The 16004-nt window shown below is 65.6% G+C and carries 14 protein-coding genes; 7 read left to right on the plus strand and 7 right to left on the minus strand.

The window, feature by feature from the left end; all coding sequences use genetic code 11:
- The first annotated feature begins 25 nt into the window (after positions 1-25).
- Positions 26-952, plus strand: coding sequence for a Clp protease N-terminal domain-containing protein (locus tag AZH51_RS06305; protein WP_291522456.1), 927 nt, complete (start codon positions 26-28; stop codon positions 950-952).
- A 72-nt stretch (positions 953-1024) separates the two neighbouring features.
- Here AZH51_RS06305 and AZH51_RS06310 read toward each other — a convergent pair whose 3' ends face one another.
- A complete protein-coding gene (locus AZH51_RS06310; protein WP_291522458.1) occupies positions 1025-2182 on the minus strand; it encodes a magnesium and cobalt transport protein CorA in 1158 nt (385 codons plus the stop codon).
- Positions 2183-2237: 55 nt separating this feature from the next.
- Positions 2238-3620, minus strand: a complete 1383-nt coding sequence (locus AZH51_RS06315; protein ID WP_291522460.1) for a hypothetical protein — start codon at positions 3618-3620, stop codon at positions 2238-2240.
- Positions 3621-3990: 370 nt separating this feature from the next.
- Here AZH51_RS06315 and AZH51_RS06320 point away from each other — a divergent pair, with 370 nt between their 5' ends.
- A complete protein-coding gene (locus AZH51_RS06320; protein WP_291522462.1) occupies positions 3991-4383 on the plus strand; it encodes a DapH/DapD/GlmU-related protein in 393 nt (130 codons plus the stop codon).
- 64 nt (positions 4384-4447) lie between these two features.
- Positions 4448-5263 carry an FkbM family methyltransferase gene (locus AZH51_RS06325; RefSeq protein ID WP_291522464.1) on the plus strand — a complete coding sequence of 272 codons (816 nt, stop codon included), beginning with the start codon at positions 4448-4450 and terminating at the stop codon, positions 5261-5263.
- Between the two features lie 45 nt (positions 5264-5308).
- Here the strand turns inward: AZH51_RS06325 and AZH51_RS06330 are convergent, their stop codons facing one another.
- Positions 5309-6658, minus strand: a complete 1350-nt coding sequence (locus tag AZH51_RS06330; RefSeq protein WP_367188032.1) for a lipopolysaccharide biosynthesis protein — start codon at positions 6656-6658, stop codon at positions 5309-5311.
- Between the two features lie 273 nt (positions 6659-6931).
- Between AZH51_RS06330 and AZH51_RS06335 the strand changes: the two genes are divergently transcribed.
- The 4 genes from AZH51_RS06335 (at position 6932) to AZH51_RS06350 (ending at position 10751) form a co-directional block, all read left to right on the plus strand.
- Positions 6932-7624, plus strand: a complete 693-nt coding sequence (locus tag AZH51_RS06335) for a bifunctional 2-polyprenyl-6-hydroxyphenol methylase/3-demethylubiquinol 3-O-methyltransferase UbiG (protein ID WP_291522466.1) — start codon at positions 6932-6934, stop codon at positions 7622-7624.
- A 75-nt stretch (positions 7625-7699) separates the two neighbouring features.
- Positions 7700-8476 (plus strand): HAD family hydrolase, encoded by a 777-nt coding sequence (locus AZH51_RS06340; protein ID WP_291522469.1) that lies wholly within the window; start codon positions 7700-7702, stop codon positions 8474-8476.
- Positions 8473-9678, plus strand: coding sequence for a hypothetical protein (locus tag AZH51_RS06345; RefSeq protein WP_291522471.1), 1206 nt, complete (start codon positions 8473-8475; stop codon positions 9676-9678). Before AZH51_RS06340 ends, AZH51_RS06345 begins: the two co-directional genes overlap by 4 nt.
- Entirely contained in the window at positions 9675-10751 is a 1077-nt protein-coding gene (locus tag AZH51_RS06350; RefSeq protein ID WP_291522472.1) for a glycosyltransferase family A protein, read from the plus strand. Before AZH51_RS06345 ends, AZH51_RS06350 begins: the two co-directional genes overlap by 4 nt.
- Here the strand turns inward: AZH51_RS06350 and AZH51_RS06355 are convergent.
- The 4 genes from AZH51_RS06355 to AZH51_RS06370 form a co-directional block, all read right to left on the minus strand.
- Entirely contained in the window at positions 10748-12877 is a 2130-nt protein-coding gene (locus AZH51_RS06355) for a family 16 glycosylhydrolase (protein WP_291522473.1), read from the minus strand. The genes AZH51_RS06350 and AZH51_RS06355 overlap by 4 nt on opposite strands.
- 75 nt (positions 12878-12952) lie before the next feature.
- A complete protein-coding gene (locus AZH51_RS06360; RefSeq protein WP_291522474.1) occupies positions 12953-13858 on the minus strand; it encodes a glycosyltransferase family 2 protein in 906 nt (301 codons plus the stop codon).
- Positions 13855-14892: a glycosyltransferase family 1 protein gene (locus AZH51_RS06365; protein ID WP_291522476.1), complete on the minus strand. Its 1038-nt coding sequence runs from the start codon at positions 14890-14892 to the stop codon at positions 13855-13857. Before AZH51_RS06365 ends, AZH51_RS06360 begins: the two co-directional genes overlap by 4 nt.
- The gene (locus AZH51_RS06370) at positions 14877-15971 is read right to left on the minus strand and encodes a glycosyltransferase (protein WP_291522478.1); all 1095 of its coding nucleotides are present in this window, start codon (positions 15969-15971) and stop codon (positions 14877-14879) included. Before AZH51_RS06370 ends, AZH51_RS06365 begins: the two co-directional genes overlap by 16 nt.
- Between the last annotated feature and the right edge of the window lie 33 nt (positions 15972-16004).

Consider the following 16004-nt stretch of genomic DNA (forward strand, 5'->3'; position numbering starts at 1 on the left):
CCCACAACTTTTCAAGGAGAACCACATGTTCAACCGTTTCGATACTGAAACCCGGATCGCCGTCATGCAGGCGATCGACGAGGCCCGCACGCTGGGCCACGACCAGGTGGGCACCGACCACCTGCTGCTCGGCCTGTTGGCCAACGTCCGCGGTGACGCGGCTCGTGCGCTGATGCAGGCCGGTCTGGATTTCCCGACTGCCGAGGCAGCCGTGATCGCCTACCACGAAGCCAACCCGTCCCCTGCCCCGGAGGCCGAATCCGCCTCGGACGATGAGGAATTGGACGACGACCTGGCGGCCGACCGTGAAGCGCTGGCTGCCGTGGGCATCGACCTGGACTCCGTCCGGAACGCCGTACGCCGACGCTTCGGCACCGATATCGCCGACGGCTGGGGCGGTGGCCGGCGGGGCGACGGTTTCGGCCCGCGCGGTCGTGGCCGCGGTCGGCGTGGCCCGCGCAGCGAGCGCCTCGGCCCGATGCGCCGGTTCAGCCCCGAACTGCGCGAGGTGGTGACCACGCTGATGCACGAGGCGAGAATGGACTTCGCGCAGAGCCGGCTCGACGATGCGCAGGAGCGTCTGAACGAGGAGCGCGAGGCCGGTCCCCGCGACTTCAGCGAGGAGGGCCCCCGCGGTCCTCGTGGCGAGCGCGGTCCTCGTGGCCGCGGACACCACGGCCACCACCGGTTCGCACCGGGCGGCCCCCGGGAGGGAATGCGGCCGGGTCCGGGCGAGTGGGGTTTCGGCCCCGGCGAGTTCGGCGGGCGTGGCCCGGGCGAGTTCGGCGGGCGTGGCCCGGGTCGCGGCGGACGCCGTGGATTCGGCGGCCCGCAACTGAGCGCCGACAAGGTGTTGGTCGCTCTGCTTCAGTCCGACGATCCGGCCCTGAGCGCCGTACTCGCTCAGATCGACCGCGACGCGGTCATCACCGCAGTCACCGCCAACGCCTGATCAACCGGGCGCTGTTGGCCCACCCAGTCCGGGGGCTTCATGACCACGAGTCATGGAGCCCCCGGACTCGTGTCACAGCCACTTGTTGCGTTTGAACAGGAAGTACAGCGTCCCGCACACCAGGACCATCAGCAGCAGGCTGAACGGGTAGCCCTCGGCCCAACTCAACTCGGGCATCGACGCGAAGTTCATACCGTAAATACCGGAGATCAGCGACGGTGCGAAGAGAATCGCCGCCCACGCCGAGATCTTCTTGACCTCATCGTTCTGCGCCATCCCCGCTTCGGTCAGCCGGCGCATCTCCTCGTTCTGGGTCTGCGCCACCATGGTCGCGTTCAAGGTCAGGATGTTCGCCAGGGACTCGCGGAATCCACCGACCCGCTCGGCCACGATCGTGGCGTGGTCGGCGACGTCGCGGAAGTTGTTCTGCAGTTCTTCCTTCGTGCCGTACTTGGGGAAGCCCTCCTCGATGCGATGCAGCACGTCCAGCAAGGGGCGGACCGCCCGCTGGAATCCGAGGACCTCCTGGGACAACTCGTAGATCCGCCGCGACACCGTCGGGTCGGACTCGAAGACCTGCGCTTCAATCTCGTCGATGTCGTTCTCCAGACCGGCGACCACCGGCCCGTAACCGTCCACCACATAGTCCGCAACGGCGTACAGCACGGCTTCCGGCCCCAGCGCCAGCAGCTCCGGATTGGCTTCGAGCCGTTCACGCACCGGCTTCAGTGAGGGCTCCGCGCTGTGCCGGACCGTGATCACGAAGTCGGGGCCGAGGAAGACGTGGATCTCACCGAAAGTCACTGTCTCCGTGCGGTCTTCATAGGTCGCCGCCCGCAACACCACGAAGAGAGTGTCGCCGTACCGCTCGATCTTGGGTCGCTGGTGGGCCAGGATCGCGTCCTCGACGGCCAATGGGTGCAGGTTGAACGTGGCCGCCAGTTCGTGGATCTGATCCTCGCTGGCACCATGTACGCCGATCCACGCCATCGGCGCGCTGCCCGCCTCCGTCTCGTGCAGAGCGAGACAGTCGCGAACCTCACCGATCGTCTCCGGACGGTCGACCCGACGACCGTCGAGGTAGACGGCTCGTTCGACGACGGACGAGTCAACCGGCTGCGTCACCGCATTCGACTCTGTCGGGTCGGGGTGTGGCTCGGGCCGGGTCGTGCCGAGAGTGCGCAACACCTCGGGAATGTTGTCGTTCCCCCAGCGCTTCCAGGTCGGCACGCCCCCAGCCTACGGTTCGATGTGCCCGGTGGTTCCTTCGGCAGCCGCCCAGCGGTCAGCGTGAGAAGGGAGACTCGCGGCGGATCTGTCGCAACTGCACCTGGTCAACCCCACGCAATACCGTCGCCAGCGCCAGAGGGATCACCGCTCTGGAACGGACCAGGGAGCCTTCGTACCACCGGGAGACTTGCGCTCGCTCACGCTGGCTGCGAAGGTGCCGCAGGCATTGCAGACTCGTGACTGCCGGTGCCAGTTCGTGACCACCGTTGTGGGTCGACCGGGCGTCGTGAACCAACGCGCCATAGGCCTGGGCCTCCGCGCGAGTGGGCGTCCGGGAGAAGTGTCTGTAGGAAGTGATCGCGGCCGCCGAGGCCATCCGCTGGAATTCGTCGAGGTCCACCGAGTCGGCGCTGATCGTCGCCAACAAGTGGCGGGTGAACTCGGCTGCCATCTCCTGCTGTTGCCGCGCACCCCACTCAATAGCAGCAGTGTCCTCCTCGATCGGCGGATCACACACCCACCCTGCGTCCCCGTCCGGGACGAAGCTGCGCAAGGTTGTGTGGTCGCAGGTCGCAAGCGCTTCCAGCAGCGAGGTCTTCCATCCGCGTTCGGCAGGCCACGCCTGCGCGATATCGCTGTCGTCGAGCACGCAGTTGCCCAACCCGAGGTAGTAGCCGACGATCCGGACGCGGTCGCCGAGCAGGTGCCGCAGCCGTCGCTGCGTCGTCCCCCTCCATCCGAGGTCGACAACGAGGAACTCGCCTGCCTCGAAAGCACCAACCTCCTCCAGGTAGGCCAGCGTGGCAGATCGCTCGCGCACCGCCGTACGGCGAAGGATCGACACGATGCCCGGCGCGAGCAACGCCCGGCTCAGGGCACTGCGAGCCTGCGGCCCACACGCTGACGCGGGAACGTCGAGGCCAAGACCGCTGTGCTGAGCCACCTCAGCGCGCTGCTGTGCTCCTAGGCGCAGGGCGGCGAGGAACTCCTCCAGCGTGATCTCGTCGTAGTAGGCCAGCTCAAGCGCAGCCTCCACGAACTCGCGATCGCTGCTATCGACCGGGAGCGCGGGCATCAGGAACGCCTGACGGGAGGCGAGGGTGTACGTCATCCGGATGTCGACGCCCAGCCAATCTGCGATCTGCTGGGCGATCGGCACCATGATCTGGCCATCGCGTGCGAGGAAGTGCACGGCGGTGGCTCCGCGCTGCGCCGCGTCACGGACGACCCAGAGGACGAACGCGGTGAAAAGCGGGCCGACAACACTCGAGGCGACCGTCCGGATGCCCGGTTCGACCTCTGACTCGTAATTCAGACGAGTCGACCGGGCTGAGTTGGCAATAGCAGTCGCTATCAGGTCATCCCCGCCGGCCCCGGCCAGTAAGCACTCCCGGTAGGTCGGACGGGCATCATCCGCGCGGTCATCTGCGCGACGCATGACCGGGCCCGGCAGCACGTCAAGACCACCAGCGGCTCTGCGAGACCACAGCAAACATGGGCCGAACGTTACCGGCGGCCGGTCCGGCTTCCACGGTGAACGCAAAAACCGGATGGTCCGCTCGCAAGAAATTCACGGTCGGGTAACCGTCACGATGACGTGGCCTGCTCGGCTCACTGCAATTCGCGCAATCCCAGCACACGTGGCCCGCAGCGGATGCCACACTCGCACTGTGCATCCCCGGTTGGCCCGTAGCTTGATCAATACGGCTGGTGCCTCGCCCTGGTTGGGAAAGCAGTTGCGCACCCTCGCCTGGCGAGCGTCCGGAGTCCGCATCGGAAGCGTTGTGGACATCGGTCCCGGATGCTGGATGAATACCACCCGACTGGTGCTTGGCCAGCGGGTCTTCATCAACGCGGGACTGACCATCGACGGGTTCGAGAAGGTGACCATCGGCGATGATTGCTGGCTCGCCGTGAACGTGACCCTCCTGACTTCATCGCACCGGATCGGTGCAGCGGAACGGCGAGCCGGGGACATCACCAGCGCGCCCATTGTCATCGGCCCTGGTTCATGGCTCGGGGCAGGCGTCACGGTGTTACCGGGGGTGACGATCGGCGCCGGCTGCGTCGTCGGCGCCGGATCCCTCGTCACCCGAGACCTGCCGCCCGACGGTCTGTACGTCGGTAGTCCGGCCCGGCTGGTCCGCTCACTGCGACGTGAGTCACACCCACCGGCGGACGCGGCACAGATCTCTCCCTGAACATCTATGTTCCAGGGTTATGACGCGTTGAGAAACTTCTAGCAGCACCTGGATCGGAGTCGTTATGGGCCGTATTACCAATCAAACCGTTTCGGCCGGAGCAAGTATTGGTCACCGCCTGATCGCCAACCCGACGGCGCAGCGCAAGCTTTTCAATTCCCTGCGGCTGCGGCGTCCAGAAACCGAGGCACTGCTTGTCGACCCCAATCTGGCGTTCCTGGCGTTCGTGGCCGCGCACCGCACCCAATCCCATTCGCAGATCCTGCAAGACCTGTGGGTGCGTTTCGAACTAGGGGACCTGCGCGAGGGCTTCTTCGTGGAGTTCGGTGCCACGGACGGCAAGACCAACAGCAATACCTGGATACTCGAGAACCAGTTCGGATGGACCGGCATCCTCGCCGAGCCCAACCCGGTCTGGCACAGTGCGCTGCACGACAACCGCAACGTGGCCATTGATACCCGGTGCGTCGCCGCCAAGTCGGGCGAAACCGTCCGTTTCATCGCCACAGATTCGACCGACCCCGAGCTCAGCGGTATCGCCGACTTCTCTGCCGGTCGACACTTCGACTCCGCCCGGGAAAGCGGTCGCGAGCTGGATATCGAAACCATCAGTCTCGATGATCTGCTGGCGCAGTACGAAGCGCCTGCGCATATCGACTACCTGTCGATTGACACCGAGGGCAGCGAGTTGGAAATTCTCGCCAACTTCGATCTGGGGGCACGCTCGATCTCACTGATGAGCGTTGAACACAACGAGGCGACGGCCGGGCCGATCGATGCCCTTCTCGCCGACCACGGGTTGGAGCGAGTCTTCCCGCAGTACTCCCAGTGGGATGCGTGGTACGTCAACCGCGATCTGGTCGCCTCGTCCGCACGGTGACTGCGGGTCCTCATTCCACGGGCCTTCCACGGGGCCGGAGTGCGGCTAGGCGGAGCGACGGCGAGTGACCAGCGTCGTTGCCGCATCCCGCAGCCGCAGTAGGTCATGGCGGCGTGGAATGAAGAAGCGCCACGGCGACATCCCCAGGTCGCGCTGACACACGCGGATGCAATAGCCGCCGACGACGAGGTTGCCGACGAGATCCGCACAGGCCGCCCCGGTGGCACCTGTCGACGGAACCATCACCAGCAGCAGCACCGTGTAGCAGGCCAACGCCAGGAGTAAGGCGATCGAGCGACGACCGGGTCGACCGGCGGCCATGATGCCCGACCCCGCGATCATGGCCGGGACCAGCACCACGGAGCTGAGCAGACCGATCCACGTAGGAACTACCGCAGCTTGGAAACCACGCCCGAAGATGGGCTCGATCCACCACGGCACTGTGATGGCCAGCACCAGCGAAATAGCCACTGCCATCACGAAACTCACACTGGAGGTGCCCAGCAGGCGGTCGTCGTTGCGCTCGGCAGCGTTCGAGCCGAAGACCACCTGGGCAATGGCGGAAACAACCACGAACGGGACTCCACTGATCGTCAGACAGACGACGAAAAGCCCCAGTTGCTCGAAGTCGGACAGTGGTGCAATCAGCAGCTCAGGCAGCCGCGCCATCAGCATCGTGGCAATGCCTCCGATCCACGACCGCGTGCCGAAGCTGAGCAGCATTCTGGCGCTGGGCGCATCGAGCGTGGCTCCCGCCTCCCGGGCCGGCGCCCGCAGCAGTGGCAGGTAGAGCAGCCCGGCGAGCAAGGGAGCGGTGATCATCACCAGCAGTGCGTTCCGTAGGTCGAGAACCCCAGCAACAGCGCAGGCGACGAGTCCGACCATCCGCAACACGGGGTTCAGCACGCGCTCGCTGGCGGTCATCGTCCACCGCTGGGCACCGATCGCCGCGCCCCGCAGGAACCCGATCATGACGATCGGTAGTACCGACAGCGCAGCGAGATTGATCAGCGTGGTCAGGCCTTCATAGCCGCTGGCCAGGAATGGGCTTGTCAGCATGACAACCACCACCCCGAGGACGACTACGGGCAGTGACATGAGGGCAGCGAGCACGACGGCCCTGCGGCGAAACGACGGATGCTTCGCGGAGAAGTACGCGACGGCGTCCGGCATACCCAGGTGAACGACCTCGATCAGCATCAGACTGGGCGCCAGCGCCGCGGCCAGAGCGCCTCTGCCGTCGACACCCAGGTTCTGGGAGAGCAACGGCGAGGCCACGAGGCCCACGATCGGAGCGATCGAGCTGGCAGCCGCCACCATGACAACGCCCCGGCGGTACGAGGGGTTGGCGGCGGGAGTGGCTGGCCGCGGCGACCGATCGGTAGAGCTAGGCATCCGCGTCGCCGACAGCGATAACGCTCACCCCGGCGAGCCTACCGGCGGTCTTCGGCGTGGCGTGGCCTGTTGAGCGGCTGGGACATTCACCGCGATGTGATCCTCATAACGCTGCAGTTACCTATCCCGATGTGATTGTCGGCGATGCGCTACAAAAACTGGAGAAAGCCCACCAGAAGGCGATGGCGTCCACCTACGATCACGGTGCGGTGTCAACCGCGCGCCGCAGGGAGGCGCACGTCCAAGTCCGCCGGCCCCACCTCAGGAGCGCGCATGAAAGACATGTACGAAGGCGAAGAGTACGGCGCCAACAACCCCAGCTGGCACGAAGAAGATTCGCCGTGGAAAGCGAGCAAGATCGCCACGATGATGCGGCGCCACGGCCTGGGCGAAGGACGTATCTGCGAGATCGGCTGTGGTACCGGTGAAATCCTTCTCAACCTCGCGGAGGAGTTTCCCCAGGCCCAGTTCGACGGTTACGAGATCGCTCCCGCGGCCTACCAACGCGCCGTCGACAAGGGGTCGGAGCGCGTCTCGTTCCATCTTGGTGACCTGCTGTCTGAGGACATCACGCCCTACGATCTGATGCTCACCATCGACGTCATCGAGCACGTCGATGACCTCTACGGCTTTCTGACGAAGCTACGCACCAAAGCGAAGTACAAGATCTTCCACATCCCGTTGGACATATCGGCCCAGTCCGTAGCGCGCAGCACCCCGATCATGGGATTGCGCGAAGGCGTGGGTCACATTCATTACTTCTACAAGGACAGCGCGCTGGCGGCGCTAAGGGATACCGGTTACCGGGTCATCGACCACTTCTACACCGCCAGCCGTTTGGAACTGCCCAACCAAGCCCGATCCAGCAAGATCATGGCCTTCCCACGACGAGCGGCCTTCAAAGCCAACCCGGATGTCGCCGTACGGGTGTTGGGCGGGTACTCCCTCCTGGTCCTCGCCGAGTAGCTGCCCTTGTTGAGTTGCTTACATGCTCGTGATTTACCCGCCGCCGCTGATCGGTACGCAGGCATACTGTCGCCCATGCGGCACGGGCGGGTATCGCGCGCAAAGCACCATGACCGTACGGCGTTCGACCAGGTGGTCGAACGAATCCGCAGCGGGGAGCACTCGGTGCTGTCCTTGGACGTCTTTGACACGCTGCTCCTGCGCGACGGTTCGACCGAGACCCAACGGTTCCGCGAGGCAAGTCACCTGGCCTCCGAGCAGCTGGGGGTCTCAGGAGACGCGCTCACCCGGATGCGCTGGATATCGCACGACAACGCGTACCGAGCGCTCCATCTGGGCGCCCCCAACAGCGACGTGAAGCTCCGACAGATCACGGCAACCTGCGTGGCTGCCCTCGGCCTGCCCGCGGATGCAGCAGACGTGTTCGCCGACTACGAGGTCGCGACCGATGAAGACCACCTGAGTGCGAACGACGAACTATTGGAGGTGGTCGCGCAACTCCGGGACGCCGGTACCCGCGTGATCGCCACCTCCGACACCTATTACAGCGCGCAGGACATCCGCACACTGTTCGATGCCGTGGTGGGTTACGTCCCGGTGGACCGGATCTATGCCAGCTCCGAGATGTCGGCCACCAAACACCGCGGTCACCTCTTTCCCGCTGTCGCCGCGGCGGAAGCCACCCCCGGATCGGACATCTTGCATGTCGGCGACTCATGGCACTCCGACGTTGAGATGGCGACCCGGGCCGGGTGGCAGGCGATGCATCTGCCCATGAGCGCGCGTACGGCGAGGGCTCGGAATCTGGGCCGCATCCGCTCCGCGCGCCAGACCTGGATCCGGCGACGATGACGAAGGCTACGGCGCAGGAAGAGTTCGGTCGGACGGTCCTCGGGCCCATCGTCGCGGACTTCTGCCTGCGCCTGTGGGACCTGCAGTCCCTGCTACCCGATCCAGACCGATTCGCTGCGCTCTTCTGCGCTCGCGGTGGACTGCGGATGAACTTGTGCTTCCAACACTTCTGCGCCGCAACCAAACTCACACCAGCCATCGCGGGCAGCGACTTCATGGTGTCGCGACTGGTTGCGCTGCGCGCTGCTCTCGTCGAGCCGCTCGAGAGCGGCGTTCTTGGACCTGCGGCAGCAGCGGCGCTGCACTACGAGTTCGAGCGAGGAGGGTTGCAACCTGCGGTGAATGCCATCTGCGGCATCGACACCCCCTCGGACGAAACCACCTCGACGACCGGCACGCAGATCCTCGAGGCGCTGCGTAGTCCGGCGTTCCGCGACGCCGCCCACGCCGCGATCACTGACCAGACCGCGCTCTTCCAGACCCACCTGCAGCAGGTGAGCGGCGCTCGTCGTCACATCATGCTGGTGGATACCGGCTTGTACGGCACGACCGGCCAGCTCCTGGCCGAAGCGTTCCCCGACGTGACGTTTTCGACCGCGTTGATGGCTCGCTCGTTCCGACCACTGCGCGGCGCCACAGCTGTCCCTTCCTACGGTCTGCTGACCGAATCAGCCGACTACCGTGTCGAATTCGCCCACACCGCCCTCCTGCGCTACTGGCAATACATCGAGTGGCTCTTCGAACCCGAGCTGCCGAGTGTTCGCACATTCGCTCCCGGTCCGGACGGGCCTGTCTCAAACTTGCAACGGGATGGTTACCGGGCCCGGATCCAGCCGACTGCGCAGACCGCATTCGCGGGTGTCGTGTCCTACCTGGACGATCTGCCGACCGACTCGGCGACCCGACTGGCGCAGGACGTGCCGGCCGCATGGCGCCGCTTCCAGCGGGCTCTGGTGCTTCCCGACGCCCGGGCCGTTGACGCCCTCATGATCGGTGTTCGATCGCACGACTTCGGGCGCGACGAGACGTGGCATCTCCGGGCCTGGAACGGTCCGCTGGCAGCGCTGCGAGGTTCATCGATGTGGCGCGAGGGCGAGATCACTCGCTCCGGCACCAAACTTCGGATCCCGCTCCTGCTCGGCGTAGAGGCCGCTTACGTCGCCCGACGGGTCCACCGCCGACGGAAGAGGCCGACGCCATGAACCAGGTCACCACCTCGGCGACCAGCGCGACCGCGCCGATGCAGCGCTTGAGCATCATCATTCCCAACTACAACTACGCCGCCTACATCGGTGAGGCGATCGATAGCGCGCTGGCCGTGCAGTGGCCCGACAAGGAAATCATCGTCGTCGATGATGGATCGACCGATGACTCGCGCCGGATCATTTCCGAGTACGGGGACCGGATCACCGCCATCTTCAAGGACAACGGGGGACAGTACTCAGCCGGAAACGTCGGGTACGCCGCCTCCAGCGGCGATGTCGTGATCTTCCTGGACTCCGACGATGCCCTCCTGCCGAACGTGGCAACACTTGTCCAGCAGGTGTGGCACCCCGGCGTCAGCAAGGTGCAGTTCCCGATGATCACGATCGATGCCGACGGATCGCCGACGGGCCAGATCTACCCTGATCTGGCCGTACCGCCCACGCCGGTCCAGATCCGTCACTGGATGACGTCAACCACGGAGTACCCGACTCCACCGGGGTCAGGCAACGCCTACAGCCGCAACTTCCTGGACCGCCTGTTCCCGTTGGATTACGCGCGTTGCGGCCGAGCCATCGACTCACCCTGCCTGGCGGCGGCCCCGTACCTGGGCGATGTCGTATCGATCTCGACTCCCGCAGTCAAGTACCGCCGGCACGGCGCGAACATCAGCTATCTCCTGGCCAGCGACACGACGTTCTCCGAGCAGGTAGGCACCGCGGTGCACCGGCATGAATACAGCCGGGAGGTGGCCGGTCTACCGCCGGATCTGGCACCGTTGCGCCGAGGACGACACCTGCTGCAGTTACGCGTCGCCAACCATCGATTGCGTCCTGACCTACCAGCAGTCCCAGGGGATTGCGGGCACCGGTTGCTGATCGACACCATCCGGTCCCCGTTCTCACCCGGCCCGGAGTCGGCCCGCTACCGGCTCGCCGTAGCGGGCTGGTGCGCAGTGGCTCTCGCCGCTCCGCGTCCCGTCGCGACCCGGCTGATTACGGCGCGGTTCGCGCAGGGCAAGCGCAAACTGTGGCGGAGAGGCGTGAAGGTTCCTGCGCCCAGTCAGGGTTAGTTGTAGACGTGCACCCAGTCCACGTACATCGACACCACTCCACCCGTGGGGCTCAGGTTGACCGGCCAGCCCCCACCCAGGGCGAGGTTGACCATGAAGAAGTACGGCGCGCTGTCCAGGACTAAACCGTTGTGGCTCGCGACCAACTTGTCGTCGATGTAATAGTCGGCGCCCCCCGGGCGGATCCGGACGCCGTACGTGTGCCAGGTCAGCGCCCAATCGCTTGCCCCGTTACCCGAGAAACACGAGGCGGTACCAGTGATGGGTCCATCCGTGGCCGGCCAGTTGTGCATCGAGTGACAGCTGCCCATCGGATAGTTGCCGTACAGCTCGACGCCATCCACTTCGCCGGAGTGACTGTTCTGACCAGCCACCGCGCTCTGGGAGTTCAGCATCCAGAACGCCGGCCAGGTCCCCGTCCCTGCCGGCGCCAGGATGCGGGCCTCGAAATATCCGTACTGCGCCGCGAATCCCGACCCGCCGACCCGCGTCGACGAGATCAGGCCGGCGGCGTACTTACGGCCCCAGCCGTTGGGATCCGTCGTGGTGTTCTGCGAACTGATCACCAGGTTGCCGTTGTTGGTGGACAACAACCCGCTGCCCCCGGCGGGGTCGGAGAACACCGCATCCCCGAACTGCGCGCCCCCGCCCCCATCTGGTTTCAGCGCTGCGTACTTCGCGGAGGAACCCGAGGCAGACACCGAAAGCGGCGACGTGAAGTCGTCGGAGAACTGCAATGTCATGCCACCGGGCGCGTAACTCTTGCCAGCGACCGCGACGCCGGTCCTATTGACCAGCTGCACATAGAGCGGAGTGCTTGACGTGCTGGCCACAAACTTGATCCCGACCGGCCCCGCCATCAGCGAGGCGGTCGGGATGTCGAAGACAGAGCGCCCTGAGGCCGGAATGACTGCGCTCGAGATCTGACGAACTGCGTTGGGGCCGGATACCCATGCGGAGGCGGTGACCGTCGCGCCGACCGGACCGGCGATGACGACCCGAGCTGAGCCGCTGACCGCCGTGCCCGTGGCGGGGCACACGAGAGCCAGCTGGGAGGCTGAGGGTGCAGTCCCGATGGCGGTGGCATTCGCCGAGCACGCTGCAGTCTCGGCGGGGGACGTGGTGGTGATACCGGAAGTTGTCGGCCACGTTGGTGGCGTGGTCCCTGACGGGATCAACCTGAACTCACCGATCGCGGCGTTCGTACCCGAAATCTGCAGACGGGCCCACCGCACCGACCGCGCAGCGAACGCCACCGTGCTGACCGGCTGACTGCCGGAGCCTACGACCACAGGAACACTCGTGCCGTCGCTGAAGGTGACAGTCGCCGATTGAGCGGGGACGGCGACCGACGGCCCGGCGACCTGGAGGGCGCTGACGAGCACCGGGGTGGCCCAGGTCTCGGCCAACCACGAGGAGGTGCTCCCGCTGGGTGCCCGCCACACTGCTCCCAGTTGACCGGCGGCGATCGAACCGTCGACCGCGGCGGCCGGCGACGTGCCAGGCAACGACCCCGACGAGGTGAGGGTCGGTACCGGGATCACCGTGGCTGGTGCCGCGGACGGACCCTTGTCGTCGATGGCCACCGCTTGTAGTGCTACGTGGGTGGATTCTTTGGGGGCGGCGATGAAGGAAAGTCGCGCCGAGTGGACCGAACGTTGCGGAAAACTGAGCGACACATTGCCGTGCCGGTCCGGCACCACAAGAATCTGGCTGCCGCCATCGAAGGACAGCTGCGCTTGGCTGTAAGACCCCGCTGCGCCGCCCGCCGCGTCCACCCGGAGGTGATTGACCCTGGCCGACTTCGGCCAGGTGAACTCGACCCACGATCCGACCGCCGCGCCGACCGAACGCCACACCGTCGCGGGACGGGCGAAGTCGGCAGCGGTTGGGTTTCGAAGGTCATTCGCCGCCGCGCCGACCCCGGCATAGGGTGCGACCGCCGGCGCCGGGATTTTCTCCGCGGCATCGATCAACGCGGACACACTGGTGCCACGCGCCGTGGAGGACGCGGTGAGGGAAACCGATTCAGAACTGGCCCGGTTCGCTGCCGCCGCGATCAGGGTGACTACCAGCAGACTCAATGCGACGACGCCACCGACGGTTCGCACTACCGAAGTTCTCATAGCTGGTCTTCCTGCGGTGCTCCGCGAGAGTGGACCTGATGGAGAAGGCGTGAACTGATCTCTGTGAGTTCTGAACTAGAACTGGACGATTCGCTCCGGCGTTATACGTCCACGACAGGCATCCCCGACGGCACGAGCGTTGCCAGCGAGGCGAACCCGCCGCCACGAACGCTGTGGCCCGTAAAAAGCATACACAACGTTCTTCGCCGTCGGTCTGAAGATCTCCCACGCCGTGAGCCACACCGGAAAGCTCCCCTTCCGGTGCAGATACACCGGATTCATGATCTGCGAGTAGCCAAGGCGCAGGTGATTGGTGCGACCCCCTGAGGACGCTCCCCGATGCACGATCACGGCGTCTGAGATTTTGGCAAGATCACCGACGGCGCCCAAGCGGCGCGCGACGTCGTGGTCCTCCAACCAGGAATAGAGGACCAGTCGTTCGTCGAAACGCAGGTCAGGAACCTTGCCGATGCGAATAGCGAAGTTGGCACCGAACAGGGTGCGCGATGGGCGGGAGGTGGGGCCGTTCGGTGACGGGCGCCAGCGGCGGACCAGCTCGAGGGCCGGGTCACGATCGATCTCACCCGTGATCACGCCGTCGGCGAGCACCGTTCCGGTGATGGCAAGGCACTGCGGGTTGTCGGTGAAGTAGTCGACTGCAGCACTGATGTAGTCGTTGTGCACGACGGCGTCATCGTCGAAGAAGAACACGACGTCGATGTCGTGCAGTGCGTCGAGTCCGGCGTTGCGTTGCGCGGTCAGCCCACGTGACCCGCTGACGACCTGCCACGTGGGGTCCACATCGCGCGGCAGGCTGTCCTCATCGGGCACGGACACCACATGTGCGGCGACCGGATAGCTCTGCTTGAGCAGATCGTCCAGCGCCTGCCCGAGTAGCTCAGCGCGCCCGGCCGAAGCCATCACGATCGCAACTCTCAGTCCGGCAGCATCCTTCGGGCCGCTCAGCGCAGTCTCGGTCATGTCCCCTTCTCCCCCACGCATCGGGTGGCCAGTTGGGCGACAGTCGCTGCGGACTGCTCCCAGGTGAACCGCTGAAGATCAACGGTCAGTGTCGGCACGCGGCCGTCGATCGCGGCGCGCAGTCCTTCGGTGATCGCGGCCTCTTGCACCGGGTTGACGTACCACGCTCCGTCGCCACAGATCCACCGAAACACCGGCAGGTCGGATATCACCAGGTGTCGCGCGCCGGCCGCAGCAGCCTCCACCAGAGGCAGACCGAATCCCTCTGCGAGAGAGGCGAACACGACTGCCGTGGATGCCCGGTACAACATCCGAAGGACGTCGTCCGATACGTACCCCGTGGTGACTACCCCATCCACCGAGGGAAGGTCCGCCGACCGATAGATGTCTGCCGACCCACCGGCGAGCACCAGCGGGTAGCGACTTCGGGCCGACGCCGGCAGTGCCGCGTACGCCTGCACGATACGACTCAGATTCTTGCGCGGCTCAAGGCTGCCGACACAGAGAAGGAAACTATCGACCTGCAGACCCAGTGTCGCTACTGCGGCCTCGAGGTCGTCCTGGGGCCGGGCCGTGAAGACCTCACTGGGTGCGTTGGGGGCTACCGCGATCTCACCACCGAAGCGAGCCTGCACGTCCCGTGCTATCGGATCACTGACCGCGACCACAGCGCTCGCGGTGCCCAGTTGGGCCCGCAGAACGGGAGCGTGAGTTGCGACGTACCCCCGCGAATACCATTCGGGGTTGGTCAGGACGAACAGATCGTGCACCGTCAGCACCTGTCGTTTGCTCACCGGCGCCCGGGAGGTCAAAGAGACCATCCCGCTGCCGGAGACCCTCGGCAGTTGCGTGAGCGTCCAGAGCCATTCACGCGATGCGGACGATGCCCATCGACCCGTCGGGACCACCTCACGGAAGGCCCCTAACGTGGTCAGCCGATCGGCGATCTCGCGGGCGTACCGCTGCTGGCCTGTCACGCGTTGGGAGCGGAAGGCGCCGTTCACGACGACCGGCGCGGTCACGGCGTCACCCACTGCTTGATCTCCTCCTCGAATCGTTCACGGGAGTACTGCTGCGCGTGGGCACGCACACTGTCAGCCGGCACCTCGCGCGCCGCCTGGACAGCACGTCGGATGGCGGTCGTGTCCTCGAAATCACTGACGGCACCCGAAACCCCGGGAACGACGGTCTCGGCCGTACCGCCCCGACTTTGGGCCACGACCGCAGTTCCGGCCGCCATCGCTTCAACCGGCATGATTCCGAAATCCTCAACGGCCGGAAAAATGAACACCTCGGCGCGTTGGTACAGCGCCCGAAGCAACGCGTTGCTCGGAGAGTCCACGAAGGTCACGGGGACGGTTGCCACCTCGGCGAGGGCTCGGAGTCGAGTTGCTTCGGGCCCGGCGCCGGCGAGCACCACAGGGAGCCCGACCGCTTCGCCCGACCGGATGACCAGATCGAGGCGCTTGTAGGGGATGAAGCGCGAGGCACCCAGCACGAAGACCTCGGGGAGGGATCCCAGGATCTTCTGCTCATCTTCATTCAGCTGAGCGGTCCACTCCGTTGACTGAATGGCGCTGACTTCGACCGGTGGGGTGATCACCCGGGCATCCACGTTCCATGCCGTTCGGACGCGATCGCGCACGCACTCGCTGTTGGCCGCGAACATCGCCCCTTGCTGAGCGCGACGGCGGTCCACCTTCTGCAGACCTCGCGAAGCCCAGCGCACCGGACGCTGCTGGCCCCGCAGATCCAGTTCCGGGTTCCACACATATCGCGCGGGACTGTGAACATAGACAAATCGGGGCAGGTCCGGACGACCGAAGTCAACGTGGTGGGCGAAGCAGTGCGAACTGATGAGGGCCCACTCGATCTCCGGATTGCGAACCGCCCGCCACGCGAGCGGCATCAGCGGCAGCGCCGCCGCCTTCGATCGGCGCAGTGGTGTCCGAGCCAGCCACGTCTCTTCGATCCGGCTGGGTTCGATCCTGCCGGTCGAGTCATTCCACAGGCAGTAAACCTTCGCGTCCGGATACACCCCGCTCATGACCTCGAGAACGTTCTCGCTTCCACCGGTCACGGAGATCCATTCGTGGACGATAGCTCCGGCCATGAGGAGTGACTCCCAACCACGAAGCGACAGGGC

The sequence above is a fragment of the Branchiibius sp. NY16-3462-2 genome (genome assembly GCF_001594145.1).
Taxonomy (GTDB): Bacteria; Actinomycetota; Actinomycetes; order Actinomycetales; family Dermatophilaceae; genus Branchiibius.

Excerpts from the sequence above, each read along its gene's own strand:
- AZH51_RS06305 (WP_291522456.1), top strand. The coding sequence starts at position 26 with ATGTTCAACCGTTTCGATACTGAAACCCGGATCGCCGTCATGCAGGCG.
- AZH51_RS06315 (WP_291522460.1), bottom strand. The coding sequence starts at position 3,620 with ATGCGTCGCGCAGATGACCGCGCGGATGATGCCCGTCCGACCTACCGG.
- AZH51_RS06320 (WP_291522462.1), top strand. The coding sequence starts at position 3,991 with ATGAATACCACCCGACTGGTGCTTGGCCAGCGGGTCTTCATCAACGCG.
- AZH51_RS06325 (WP_291522464.1), top strand. The coding sequence starts at position 4,448 with ATGGGCCGTATTACCAATCAAACCGTTTCGGCCGGAGCAAGTATTGGT.
- AZH51_RS06330 (WP_367188032.1), bottom strand. The coding sequence starts at position 6,658 with ATGCCTAGCTCTACCGATCGGTCGCCGCGGCCAGCCACTCCCGCCGCC.
- AZH51_RS06335 (WP_291522466.1), top strand. The coding sequence starts at position 6,932 with ATGAAAGACATGTACGAAGGCGAAGAGTACGGCGCCAACAACCCCAGC.
- AZH51_RS06340 (WP_291522469.1), top strand. The coding sequence starts at position 7,700 with ATGCGGCACGGGCGGGTATCGCGCGCAAAGCACCATGACCGTACGGCG.
- AZH51_RS06345 (WP_291522471.1), top strand. The coding sequence starts at position 8,473 with ATGACGAAGGCTACGGCGCAGGAAGAGTTCGGTCGGACGGTCCTCGGG.
- AZH51_RS06350 (WP_291522472.1), top strand. The coding sequence starts at position 9,675 with ATGAACCAGGTCACCACCTCGGCGACCAGCGCGACCGCGCCGATGCAG.
- AZH51_RS06355 (WP_291522473.1), bottom strand. The coding sequence starts at position 12,877 with ATGAGAACTTCGGTAGTGCGAACCGTCGGTGGCGTCGTCGCATTGAGT.
- AZH51_RS06360 (WP_291522474.1), bottom strand. The coding sequence starts at position 13,858 with ATGACCGAGACTGCGCTGAGCGGCCCGAAGGATGCTGCCGGACTGAGA.
- AZH51_RS06370 (WP_291522478.1), bottom strand. The coding sequence starts at position 15,971 with ATGGCCGGAGCTATCGTCCACGAATGGATCTCCGTGACCGGTGGAAGC.